General features: G+C 47.4%; 10 protein-coding genes. 7 read left to right on the top strand and 3 right to left on the bottom strand.

From position 1 onward, the window contains the following. Window position 1: 1 nt before the first annotated feature. Both ACESLU_RS00540 and ACESLU_RS00535 read right to left on the bottom strand, forming a co-directional pair. Window positions 2-406: a hypothetical protein gene (locus tag ACESLU_RS00540; RefSeq protein ID WP_372633635.1), complete on the bottom strand. Its 405-nt coding sequence runs from the start codon at window positions 404-406 to the stop codon at window positions 2-4. Window positions 407-797: 391 nt separating this feature from the next. After that, window positions 798-1,760, bottom strand: coding sequence for an NAD-dependent epimerase/dehydratase family protein (locus ACESLU_RS00535; protein WP_372633632.1), 963 nt, complete (start codon window positions 1,758-1,760; stop codon window positions 798-800). Between the two features lie 1,458 nt (window positions 1,761-3,218). On the opposite strand from ACESLU_RS00535, the gene ACESLU_RS00530 reads away from it, so the two are divergent. Further along, complete coding sequence (locus ACESLU_RS00530; RefSeq protein ID WP_372633629.1) at window positions 3,219-5,408, top strand: DUF5916 domain-containing protein; 2,190 nt, start codon at window positions 3,219-3,221, stop codon at window positions 5,406-5,408. A 92-nt stretch (window positions 5,409-5,500) separates the two neighbouring features. Here the strand turns inward: ACESLU_RS00530 and ACESLU_RS00525 are convergent, their stop codons facing one another. Beyond that, the gene (locus ACESLU_RS00525; RefSeq protein ID WP_372633626.1) at window positions 5,501-6,847 is read right to left on the bottom strand and encodes a Gfo/Idh/MocA family protein; all 1,347 of its coding nucleotides are present in this window, start codon (window positions 6,845-6,847) and stop codon (window positions 5,501-5,503) included. Window positions 6,848-7,279: 432 nt separating this feature from the next. Between ACESLU_RS00525 and ACESLU_RS00520 the strand changes: the two genes are divergently transcribed. From ACESLU_RS00520 to ACESLU_RS00495, 6 genes are all read left to right on the top strand, one after another. Next, window positions 7,280-7,459, top strand: a complete 180-nt coding sequence (locus ACESLU_RS00520; protein ID WP_372633623.1) for a hypothetical protein — start codon at window positions 7,280-7,282, stop codon at window positions 7,457-7,459. A 259-nt stretch (window positions 7,460-7,718) separates the two neighbouring features. After that, window positions 7,719-8,042, top strand: coding sequence for a hypothetical protein (locus ACESLU_RS00515; RefSeq protein ID WP_372633620.1), 324 nt, complete (start codon window positions 7,719-7,721; stop codon window positions 8,040-8,042). A gap of 19 nt (window positions 8,043-8,061) precedes the next feature. Then, a complete protein-coding gene (locus tag ACESLU_RS00510) occupies window positions 8,062-9,756 on the top strand; it encodes a TrkA family potassium uptake protein (protein ID WP_372633617.1) in 1,695 nt (564 codons plus the stop codon). Window positions 9,757-9,916: 160 nt separating this feature from the next. Beyond that, the gene (mnmG, locus tag ACESLU_RS00505) at window positions 9,917-11,806 is read left to right on the top strand and encodes a tRNA uridine-5-carboxymethylaminomethyl(34) synthesis enzyme MnmG (protein ID WP_372633614.1); all 1,890 of its coding nucleotides are present in this window, start codon (window positions 9,917-9,919) and stop codon (window positions 11,804-11,806) included. Between the two features lie 12 nt (window positions 11,807-11,818). Then, window positions 11,819-12,454: a 16S rRNA (guanine(527)-N(7))-methyltransferase RsmG gene (locus ACESLU_RS00500; protein ID WP_372633612.1), complete on the top strand. Its 636-nt coding sequence runs from the start codon at window positions 11,819-11,821 to the stop codon at window positions 12,452-12,454. Window positions 12,455-12,577: 123 nt separating this feature from the next. Continuing rightward, window positions 12,578-12,840 (top strand): helix-turn-helix transcriptional regulator (locus ACESLU_RS00495; RefSeq protein WP_372633609.1); only part of this gene is annotated, 263 nt, incomplete at its 3' end.

Below are 12,840 nucleotides of genomic sequence, written 5' to 3'. Positions count from 1 at the left end.
ACTATTTTGAACCTATTTCTTTGGTAACACCCGCAATAGCTTTACCGAATTCTGCAGGTTCGGCAGCGGCTATTTCTGAAAAAACAGCGGGCTCGGCTGTCATAACCCTGCCAATTAAAGCAGGATTTTTTTCAGCCACTTCGGAAATGATTGACGGATTAGAAGCCAGCGCCTTACTTAAAATTACGGGCTCTGCCGTAGCAATCTCCATTATATTATCAGGAGATTCTTTGATCCTTTCGCTGATTGCCATAGGTTCTGCAGACATTATTTTGGAAATAGAAGAAGGATTCATCCGGGCAATTTCACTTGCTACCGCAGATTCGGCGCCCGGATATTCAGCTAATTGTGAAGATCCTGCCGGTACATAACCTTCCCTGTCTCTACCTTTTCCTGATTTTTCCATAATAAAATTTCATTTATTAGTCTTTATTAAAAAGGTATCCCAAACCTTTTCATCATCCCATTTAGTCCGGGGGGCAATGATAGATGATATAAGTCTACACCCCTCGACTGCATCGATCGAAATCTACAATCACTGGCAAGCTTTAACCTTGCCAATGTTAAAAATTCCTCTAAATAAAGGGCAATAAAGATTGATTGAATGTAGGATGAAATTCAATATAATATTTTTTTACGAATTCCATAACGATTTTTTTACAAAGTGTTATGAATGGACATGACGAATATATTATATACAGTATCATGATATTTCCAGGACCGCTGTTAATTTAAGGGTAAGTGACATTGATCCTGTCCCGGATGACGATACTTATGTAACCGGCCTTGTAATGCTATCATGATGGCCTCCCCTTTAATTCATACTCACTCAAAAGACCCTTCACCGACTCCCGGACGGCTTGCAGGGAGTTGTATCGGGGCTGGTACTTTAAGTGTTCTTTCGCCTTCTCTATGCTGGCATTGGTGCTATGGGCTATGTGATCCCAAGTCAGATCCGCTTCTTCCCGGCTGACCGTCTTCTTCCACTCTTCCCACGGTAAAAATCGCAGATTGGCCTCCTGGCCCCGCCATGCCGCCATGGCTCTGGCATATCCCCGGAGCGTAAGTGCCTGTTCGGAGGCCACATGGAAGCTTTCGCCCACCGCCTGGTTCCAGTTATCCATCGCGTTCACAAATGCCTGGGCCACATCATCGGCATGTACATGATGAACCGTCTCCATGCCAATATTGGGTAATACAACTTCTTTGCCCTCCGCCAGTCGGTTGAAGATACCGGGATCAAGATTTCCTGCAGGATTGATGGGCACCCAGCCCGGACCGGTAATATGTCCGGGATGCAGGATGGTAGCGGGAAAACCTTTTCGGCGGGACAGAGAAAGCAAATATGATTCAATGGCGGCCTTTTGTATTCCATACTCCCCAAATGGGTTCCGCGGCTGACTTTCACGGGTGGGAACCCGCTCACTGTGACCATGAACCCAGAGGGTCCCACAGTGCAGAAAATGTTGTATTTGGCCCATGAGAGCCTCTGCCAGGCATTTCGCACTCCCAAGCGTAAAGCAGATCATGTCTATTATCACATCAGGATTTAATTCCGCGATCTGCTTCCCAAACAGATGCTTCTCCTCCGCCTTTGTGCGGTCAATAGCCACGTTCGTAACAAATTTCCATGCAGAATGTGATCGATAGGGCTTGCTTTTTTGACGACTAACACAAATTACCTCATACCCGTCCATGACTAACCTCGGAACCAGGAAGGTTCCCACACGTCCTGTCCCCCCGATAATGACAACTCTCATTTTGCTTTATTTTTTTTAAAATTTGGATTAATTCCACTCTTTATGTCCGTGGAATACGGTTATAAAATAAATCCTTATTGGGATTCATTTTGTTATGTATACAAAGAACACAAAATAGTCAAAAATACCGCCTACAGGGACCATAAATCTCCAAAAAGAATCATGCAAAAATTTATGTATTCGCGCTTTTATACCTTTTAAACAGGATAATTTCTTTTACCTATTGCTTTTTGTAATATAAAGTTTTACTATTGTTATATAATATTTATTACAGTTGTTTTCCATTGCCTCATTTTTTTGAAAGTCAATATGAAACAGTCAGTAAAAGGACTGCAAGAATACAATAAATACGGACAATATAAGGACTTTTATAAACACAAAGTGCGTAGTTCAGCGTTTACCGGACAAATTCACGTTACGTTTACAAATGGTATAACAGAACTTTTTGCCAGCGGGAGGCATAGGGAGGAGGCTTTCGAGAAAATCTTCGATCAAATTGACAGACTGGCTTCCCGTAAAAATGGCCGGTCATATCGTCAGGTGCCCCCTCCCAGCTAACCGAAACCGCAGGTGTCGACCGGTTATGACCGGCTTGAAGCAGTTTCGCGGCACATTAATTGTTATTTCTTGCAAAATTGACTGGGGAATGTTATCGATATGCCAACTACCATTTTTAACTATTCATTTTCTATTTCTTCGCCATGAAAACTACCGACAACCGCCTGAAAACATACTACACAACAGGAAATTATAAGGGGTTTTACAAAACCAAGGAGACTAAGGCGAGGCTATCCCGGAATCCCCGTACCCAGCTTATCTTTTCAAATGGGTCTAAGGAAATTATTGCTTCAGGGCAATTCAATGAGGATGCCTTAGAAAAGGTATTCGACAAGATAGACCACTACTTCGACTCCAATTTCATCCGGTACCGATCCAGCCGGGAAAGATCGTTTGCTGCCTCGCCAGATAAATAAATAGGGTTGAGAGGAATATACCATGGACGACCTGGCTTTTACTGCCCTATTTATAATGGGATGTTATTATGGATTGCTTTTGCCGCCCCTTTAAATTTGGCGATTCATGTTCTCAATTAGCTCCTCCCATCGCTTTTAGTCCGCTCAAACGGTCCCATAATCCCCGTAACAATACATAAACCTACCCACAGACTGAATCGATAAGGTGACTTCCATCAGGACAAGGCGATGCCCCGGATATCACCAAAAAAGTACAATTTATATTGGTTCTTAAGAAAACCTGAGTATCTTCTTAGCCAGATATTGTAATTATATTTTTTAATTTTTAAGATTTCCTTGTGTTTGATTTTAGGTGTGTGACGACTTCCAAAACCCCCGCAGGAATACTTCTGTTATCTACTCAGGACATACCCAGGACGAGTACCTTTCTGTCAGTCGCTTCACAGTAATATGATATTCCGTAAAAATAATTACCTTCCCCTTAATGGCTTTTCAAAAATCGGTTTTGATTACTTTGTTGTATCTCGCATTTCTGGTGATTTCCGCCCGTGCCCAGAAAATAAATGACGCTTATCAATTACATATCAATAAGGCCTCTTCTCCCATAACGGTAGATGGCAAAATGGAAGAATCCGCATGGCGAGAAGCGGAGCCGGCAACCGACTTTCACATGATTACTCCGATGGATACCAGCCGCGCCCGGCTTCGTACCGATGTTCGCATGACCTATGACGACAGCAACCTGTATATTATTGCCGTCAACTTCCGCGGAAAATCGGATCCCAATGTTGTGGAGTCGCTGCGCCGGGATTTCAATTTCGGCAACAATGATAATTTCCTGCTTTTCCTGGATCCGTTCGATGATCAAACCAACGGTTTTTCGTTTGGTGCTAACGCCGAGGGAGCCGAATGGGATGGACTTATGTACGACGGGGGCAGCGTAAACCTGAGCTGGGATAACAAGTGGGTTTCAAAAGTGAGAAATTATGAGGACCGGTGGGTCTTTGAAGCCGCAATCCCTTTCAAGTCCCTGCGCTATGATCAGCAGATCACGACCTGGGGTATCAACTTCAGCCGCTATGATCTGACCTTTCAGGAAAAATCGGGATGGGCGCCGGTCCCCCGGCAGTTTCCTTCCGCTTCGTTAGCATACACCGGAAACCTGGTATGGGATGACCCGCCACCACCGGCCGGATCGAATATCTCCGTCATTCCCCACCTCCTGGGGGGATTAAGCAATGATTTTCAACCCTCCGGTAGCCCCTCTTACCAGAGGGAAGCGGGATTAAATGCAAAAATAGGTCTCAACTCGTCGCTGAATCTCGACCTGACCATCAATCCCGATTTCTCACAGGTTGAAGTGGATGAACAGATCATCGATACGGAACGATTTGAGCTCTTTTTTCCTGAGAAACGACAATTCTTTCTCGAAAATGAGGACCTGTTTGCCAATTTCGGCAACGAAGATATTCGGCCGTTCTTTTCCAGGAGAATAGGGCTGGATGCCCCTATCCTGTTCGGGGGACGCCTGAGCGGACAGATCAACCGGGACTGGAGAGTGGGGGCCATGAATATGCAGACGGAACGCGTCTCGGAGCACAACATTCCTTCCCGGAATTTCTCCGTTTTTGCCCTGAAGAGACGGGTTTCCGACCGGTCCAATCTCGGCCTTATTTTCGTGAACAAGGAATCCCTCGGCTCGCAGTCCGACATCGGGGACGGGGAAACCGCTGCCCATGCCGGATATAATCGCAACATCGGGGTGGAATACGACCTTGCGACCTCATCCGACTTATGGAACGGCAATTTCACGATGCTTAAATCTTTTTCATCCGAAACTTCGGGAAAGACATTCAGCCATACCGCCAGCGCCCTTTACTCCGACGGTAACTGGAAGGTCCAATGGGCACAGGATTATGTCGGAAGTGACTTTACCGCTGAAACCGGGTATGTTCCCCGAAAGGGATATATCCGGCTGTACCCGGAAGTCGGCTACCTGTTTTTCCCGGGCAGTGGACGCGTGTTGAGCCATGGCCCCACCGTTAGCACGTCCAACTACTTTGATGAGTCCCTGCACAACACCGATTATGAACATAAAATCACCTACAACGTCAATTTTCGAAACGGGGGCACGCTCAGCAGCTGGGTTACCCATCGATTCGTAGAATTACTCGATCCCTTCGATCCCACGAATGTCTCGGGACACTTTCTGGAGGCGGGGAGCAGTCATACCTGGAACAATATGGGACTGGAGTTTGCTTCCAAGCCTCAGAGTCTGTACACCTATCTTTTTTCCGTACAGCAAGGCGGTTTTTTTGCGGACGGAACCCGCTTTTATGCCCGCTCAGAGCTGGGATTCAGATTTCAACCCTACGTCAATATCTCAGCCTACACCAGCTACAACAGGCTGGTTTTGCCTCGCCCCTGGAATCGCTCCGAATTCTGGCTGGTAGGCAACCGCCTGGATATCACATTTAGCAAAAACATCTATTTCACCACCTTTGTCCAGTACAACGACCAGCTGGATAACATCAATATCAACAGCCGGTTCCAATGGCGTTTCCAGCCGGCATCCGACCTGTTTGTAGTTTACACCGATAACTATATACCGGGATCCTTTTCAGTGAAAAGCCGTTCCCTGATGCTGAAATTAACGTATTGGTGGAATTTATAGAAAATCAGCGAGAATGGCTGTCGCTCTCCCTTATCCATTCCACCTACGTAAAAAACAATATTTCCCCACTCCTGTATTCATATTCATTACCTTCAAATGATCCTGGTGTCGTCACCGGGAATGGGCACCGGATAGCTTCCGTCCTCGCGGGGAAGAACGGGCGGCTCTGAATCATCTGACAAGTCGTCGGGAACCATTACCACATCCGAGTTCAGGGCATCCTCCCATTCTACGAGTTTGCCCGACTGAACCGCCATTCGTCCCATTATGCTCGTCATCGTACTCTTGGCTCCCCATTCCGTATCATTGACCGGGTTCCCGCTCCGGATGGCCCTGTAGAGCACCTCATGCTCGGTTTGGTACGGATTAGGGTCCCCCGAATCGTCGTAGCTCCAAAGCGTCTCACCCTTGCGGCTTTTGATCTCGGGACCGGAGCCGCCCGAGGCATGAGCAACACCCCGACTTCCCTCGAAAGAAAACGTTCGATTGGTCCAGCACCCCTGGATGTGGCGGGTACGGCTGTGCAAGCTGGTCCCGTCCTCATATTCATAATCTATATAGTAGTGGTCATATATATTGCCCTGTTCGGGTCCCTCCAGGGCTGCCCGGCCACCTGTTCCGAATGCCCGCACGGGATATGAGCCCTTAGCCCAGTGCGCAATGTCCTCGAAATGGATCGTAAGTCCCGCCGGGGATCCCCCCCACAGCCATTCGAACTGGCGCCAGTTCCGCAACTGGTACTCCAGCTCACTATCGCTTGGTTCCCGGTCAACTTGTTTGACGCCAGCCAGCAAATAATTGCACGACATGGAGGTGATATCACCGAGTTCACCGGCATTCACCTTTTCGACAAGCTTTTGAAACCGCCTGGAATACCGGTATTGAAGCCCCACTACCACGCTTAACCCTTTTTCCTCTGCCACTTTCCCGGCCTCAAAGACCCTGCGTACTCCCGGTGCGTCGGTGGCCAGCGGCTTCTCCATAAAGACGTGTTTGCCGGCTTCCACAGCCGTCTCGAAATGCAGGGGACGAAAAGCCGGGGGCGTTGCCAGGAGAACCACATCGGCCAGGTCGATCGCTTTTTGATAAGCATCCAAACCCACAAACTTATGATCGTCGGGCACCTTTATTCGATCGCTGATACTGTCCACACGCATCAGGTTCTCATAACTGTCGTTGAGCTTCTCTTCAAAAACATCTGCCATTGCAACAAGCTCAACGCCCTCCTCTGCCTGTAAGGCATTGACTACGGCACCGGCTCCTCTCGATCCGCTGCCCACCAGCGCAATTTTAAGTGTATTTGTTGATGCTCCGAATGCATTACTTCCGCCTGCCAGCGGACTCAGGAAGGCTCCTCCCACCAGGGCGGCAGAACTCCCCAGGAACGTTCGGCGTGAAATACTGCTACTTTTGTCTTTTAAAGTGAATTCAGGATCCATGGTTATGTGAATGTCTTTATAGGTGTACTGTTAAGGTCTAATCTTGTATTAAAAGAAATTTTGCTTTGCAAGGCCGGGGTATGGAGGCACAGCCCCTGTGTGGTCCGATTTTCAATGCCTGTCCAATAAAAGAAGAAAGATATAAAACAAAAAATATAAAAGCCTGCTTTCTTTCGGAGTTATCAGCCGTCCTCTGTCAAACTGTTCGCTATAGCAACTTCTCAGTTTGCTATTTATTACCTGATGGTTTTTTGCAACCTTGGTCCTTCTTCTCAAGATCAAGCCTCAAGCCTGTAGTTTTTTAACTCTCACACTTGCTATTGCTGTCCCTTTGTTTCATCGTTTCTGATAAAAGTTCTGTCAGGGTAGTTACGTCCCTTCGCAACGGTGTAATACCGTTTTAATCATTGATAACCCTATAATTTTATTCTTATGATAACATCGATAAAAAAATTAGCTGCTCTCTTTCTATTAGCAACCGTCGTTTTATTAGCAACCGTCGTTGGATTTACGGCATGCGATGACGATGACAGCGCCGGTCCCAATAACGAGCTCAACGCTCTGGAAACCATCGAAAGTGAAAGCCAGGTCTCCCTTCTGGTTTGCCAGTAACCGTCTCCCCCTCACCGGAAATCCTCCTTTCTACTCTTCTTTTTTTAATTATCTTTAAAGGCAATATATATCCATGTGGTACAATCCCAATTAACACAAAACCCGGGCAGATTAGGGATAGTGGACCAAACATTTTATCCTGCAACGCCTTCGCCTGGTTGTAGTTGGAGTACGAGAACATTCACGGGAATCAATAAAAGACCTATAAGTACCATACGCTCAAATTATAGCCTAATATAATAAACCATCCAATTTTATTATGACGATGCAACAAGAAGAAATTAACAAGGGAAGCAGGCTCATTGAAAATATAATGGGCAGTACCATTAAAATAGAGCAGGACGATGTAAAAGACATACCGCTGGCTTTCCTGTCGGTTGAAGACATGAAATTTCACCAGTCATGGAAGTGGATGATGCCGGTCATTGAAAAGATTGAGGAAGACCTCGGCTATCCTGTTACGATTAAAGGGAAAAGCTGCAAAATCACAGTCGATGACGATACGGTCTTTGAATACGAGGGTGACACGAAATTGGAAGCTATCTGGCACGCGGTTGTCAGCTTTCTCGAGTGGCATCAGTAGATCTTAACAGTATCATTCGATGAAATTTTTTACTTCCCAGCTTAGCTTTTTCCTGTCCAACCGAAGCACGACCGTCAATATCAAACGGTTGTTCCGTTTCCTGGCGGGACTTACTGCCCTTATTATCGCCTACAGCATTCTGTTTCATTTTATTATGGTGTATGAGGGACAGGAACACAGCTGGGTCACCGGCTTCTATTGGACACTCACCGTTATGTCCACGCTGGGGTTCGGGGATATCACCTTTACCAGCGATCTCGGACGTACTTTTTCGGTGATCGTGTTGCTCTCGGGCATGATGTCGCTGCTAATCCTGCTGCCCTTTACCTTTATTGAATTTTTCTACGCGCCCTGGCTTGAGGCCCAGTCCAAAGCCCGGGCGCCGCGGGAGCTTCCGGAAGATACCAGCGACCATATCATTATCACGCATCTTAATCCCATCTCCCGCTCCCTCATCCAGAAGCTCGATCATTATAATTACCAGTATGTGCTGCTGGAGGAAGATCTCCAGGAGGCGCTGAAGTATTATGACCAGGGGTACCACGTGGTCTTTGGCGATCGGGATGACCCGGAAACCTATCATAAATTACGGGTCCAGCAGGCCTCCATGGTTGTTACTCTCGGCAATGACATGACAAACTCCAATATCAGCAACACAGTCAGAGAACTTGACGAGCATGTCAGTATTGTAGCGACCGCAAACTCGGCCGACTCGGTAGACCTGCTGAAACTGGCCGGATCCAATCACGTGCTTCAGCTGGGTCGTATGCTGGGACGCTCCCTCTCGCGCCGCACCATCGGACAAGATCGGCGGGTCCATGTTATCGGCCGTTTTGAGGATCTAATTGTAGCGGAGGCATCGGCCTTCCAAACGCCCCTGGTCGGGAAGACGCTCCGGGAAAGTAACATCCGGGAAAAACTGGGCATTAATATTGTTGGACTGTGGGAGCGCGGGGAGTTTATACCCGCCCTGCCGGATACACTTATCAAAAATGAAAGCGTATTTGTTATAGCCGGCTCCCTCGAGCAGCTCCGCACCTATGACGAATATATGGCTATTTATAAAACTTCAGATAAACCGGTGCTCATTATAGGGGCGGGACGCGTGGGCAGGGGGACGGCAGAAGCCTTTGAGGAACGTGGAATGGACTATCGCATCATCGATAAAAATCCAGACCGGATTAAAGATAAAGACAACTACATACTGGGAAGTGCTGAAAATAAAGACATTCTTGAAAAGGCGGGGATCCGTGAGGCTCCCTGTATTATCATTACCACCCACGATGATGATGTCAATATTTATCTTACTATCTATGCACGGCAGCTGCGTCCCAATATCCAAATCATAAGTCGAGCAACGTTGCAGCGTAATGTATCAACCCTGCACCGGGCAGGTGCAGATTTCGTAATGTCGTATGCCACTCTGGGCGGCAATGCTATTTTTAATATCCTCGAACGCAATGACGTGCTGATGATCGCCGAGGGACTGAATGTATTCTCGATTGAAACCCCTGCACCCCTGCGGGGCAAAACACTCAGCGTCAGCGGTATCCGGGAGGAAACCGGGTGTAATGTGCTTGCTATTAAAAACAGTAAGAGCGACGAACAGCTGACAAATCCCCCTCCGGATACCATTATGACCGAGGGGAGTGAACTTGTATTAATTGCCAGCCGGGAATCAGAGGAAGCCTTTATGAATACCTACCTGGACTAATCATCACCCGATTCACGGCTAAATTTTCTCCCAAAAAAACCTTATTTTAGGGGCTTCCCGTAATTTATACAGGCATCCTGTATTCTCAGGGTGCGCGGGATGCAAGGAATTGCTCATTATATAAACACATAAGTGTAATAAAAACATACACTTAAGTCCTATGAAGTCCCTATATCCCACATATGATGTCATTGTAGTCGGCGCCGGACACGCAGGCAGCGAAGCAGCTGGTGCCGCCGCTGAAATGGGCGCTCAAACGCTGCTTATTACCATGAATCTCGACGCAATTGCCAAGATGTCGTGCAACCCGGCTATTGGCGGCGTCGCCAAGGGACAATTGGTGCGTGAGATTGATGCCCTCGGCGGGCTCACGGGGAAGGTCGCCGATAAATCGGCCGTTCAGTTTCGCATGCTGAATACCAGCAAGGGCCCCGCCATGTGGAGTCCCCGCTGCCAGAGCGACCGAGCCCTGTACAGTGCTACCATGCGTAAAGAATTGGAAAGCAAAGAAAACCTGCACTTCCGGCAGGACAATGTAGTCGATGTCTTGACGACGGATAATGGGGAGCGTGCCACCGGCGTTCAAACGAGTACCGGACAAACCTTTAAAGCACAAGCAGTTATACTGACTACCGGTACCTTTGGAAATGGCTTGATGCATATCGGGGAGACCAACTTCGGGGGCGGACGATCGGGCGAACGAGCCTCGATTGGTATCTCCGCCTCCCTCGAAAAGTTGGACTTTGAAGTAGGTCGCCTGAAAACAGGGACCCCTCCCCGGCTCGATGGCCGCTCTATCGATTACGAGCGGCTTGAAATACAATACGGGGACGACAATCCCAGCCCTTTTTCCTTTATGACCCATTCCCTGCCATCCCGGGAAGAGCAGCTTACCTGCTGGATCGGCTTTACCAATCAGGAGGTGCACGATATGCTTCGGTCCGGCTTTGATCGCAGCCCTATGTTTAATGGGACGATCGAATCCACCGGTCCCCGTTACTGTCCCAGTATTGAAGACAAGATTAACCGCTTTTCTGAGAAAGACAGTCACCAACTCTTCCTGGAACCGGAAGGATGGGATACCTACGAAATGTACCTCAACGGGTTTTCTACATCTCTGCCCGAAGATGTTCAGTACAAGGCACTGCGCACCATTCCCGGATTTGAAGAAGCTGTAATGCTCCGCCCCGGCTACGCCATCGAGTATGATTATTTTCCCCCTTATCAGATTCGGCGCAGCATGGAAACAAAAATCACCGGGGGACTCTTTTTTGCAGGACAAATTAACGGGACGACCGGCTATGAAGAGGCCGCGTGCCAGGGACTCATGGCGGGTATCAATGCGGCCCGAAAAGTTCAGGGCAAGGAAGAATTTATACTGAAACGCTCTGAAGCTTATATTGGCGTGCTGATTGACGATCTCATCACCAAAGGAACCGAAGAGCCCTACCGCATGTTTACCTCACGCGCCGAACATCGTATTCTGCTGCGTCAGGATAACGCGGATCTTCGGCTCACGGAACTGGGCCACAAAATCGGTCTTGCGTCCGACGAGCGATTTCGGCAGTACAAAACAAAAAAAGAAGCGGTAGATCAGCTCCATGACCTTATTGCGGATTATACGGTGTATCCGAAGAAGATGGACCCAATGCTTCAAAAACAGGGCACGACCATACTTTCTCAACCCGTTAAGGCTAAATCACTTATTCCCCGGCCCCAGCTCTCGATATATAATCTGTTTGATGCCGATCCTGAATTACTGGAGAAAGCCCAGGTAATTACCGACGACCGCGATGTGTTCGACCAGGTGGAAATCCAAATTAAATATGCTGGATACATTGAAAAAGAATTTGAGATGGTCGAAGAAATGCGAAAACAGGAGGACACTATTATTCCCGATAGCCTTGATTATAACAAAATAAGCAGTCTTTCGGCCGAGGGAACCCAAAAAATGGAGCGTATTCGTCCCGAAACCCTGGGACAAGCAAGCCGAATAAGCGGTGTTTCCCCGAGTGATATCTCTGTTTTAATGGTATATCTCAAAAATTAACTATTGTTTCACGTGGAACATCCAACCCTCACAACCTCAAATGTTTCACGTGAAACATTTGAGAACACCCGTCAACTCTATTTAAAGCATGAAAAAGACCTTGAACACTACCTGGACAGGCTATTCTGGTGGAATAAGCGCGTAAACCTTGTCAGCCGCAATGTTTCACGTGGAACAATTAAGGATCATCTTTTTCACTCTCTCCTCTTATCACAGTTCGAAGTGTTTTCTTCGGCCCACAATATTTTAGACGCCGGAACGGGTGGCGGGCTCCCGGGCATTCCCCTGGCGATCACTTTCCCTGAAAAACGATTTACGTTAAATGACATTGCTTCCAAGAAATGCCTGGCAATAAAACAGATCGTACAAACTCTTGGTTTACAAAATGTAACTATTTCAGATGGTTCTATCGATCAAATCAAACAGGATCAACCCTTTTTACTGATCTCCAAGCATGCGTTCAAAATCAACGAACTGTACGCCATGACCTCCCACATGCCCTGGAAATCGATGGTGCTCTATAAGGGTATACGTATAAAAGAGGAACTGCAAGGTATAAAGGACCCGCTCTCCATTCACCGGTATGATCTTTCAAAAGGGCCGGATTTTTATGCGGGCAAAGCCCTGATCCTGATCAGACGGGCATAACTCCTATCCCTTTTTCGACAATATCAAGCTTCTACATTAAGGACTGATCCCCCGCTGTAACTATTCCTCAGATCACTTATATTGGAGCAGATTTCTTACTAACTTATAGAATGATACATCTTTATGAACAGCTCCGAGCGGAGAATGAAGCTTATCCTCATGCTTCAGCAATCCAATCATCGTATCACGGTCAACGATATCGCAGAAAAGTTTGATGTCAGTCGTCGCACCGTATTTCGTGATTTCAATGCACTATCGGAAATGAATGTCCCCGTCACCTGGGATGAATATAAGGGGTACGGAATCATGCATGGTTATAAAATTCCTCCTCTGATGTTCACTACAAAGGAGCTGGCGACTATTTTAGTGGGACTCAATTTTGTGAA

The sequence above is a fragment of the Fodinibius sp. genome (assembly GCF_041642155.1).
In the GTDB taxonomy this organism is placed as follows: Bacteria; Bacteroidota; Rhodothermia; order Balneolales; family Balneolaceae; genus Fodinibius.
This window is presented reverse-complemented; position numbering and strand designations above follow the sequence as displayed.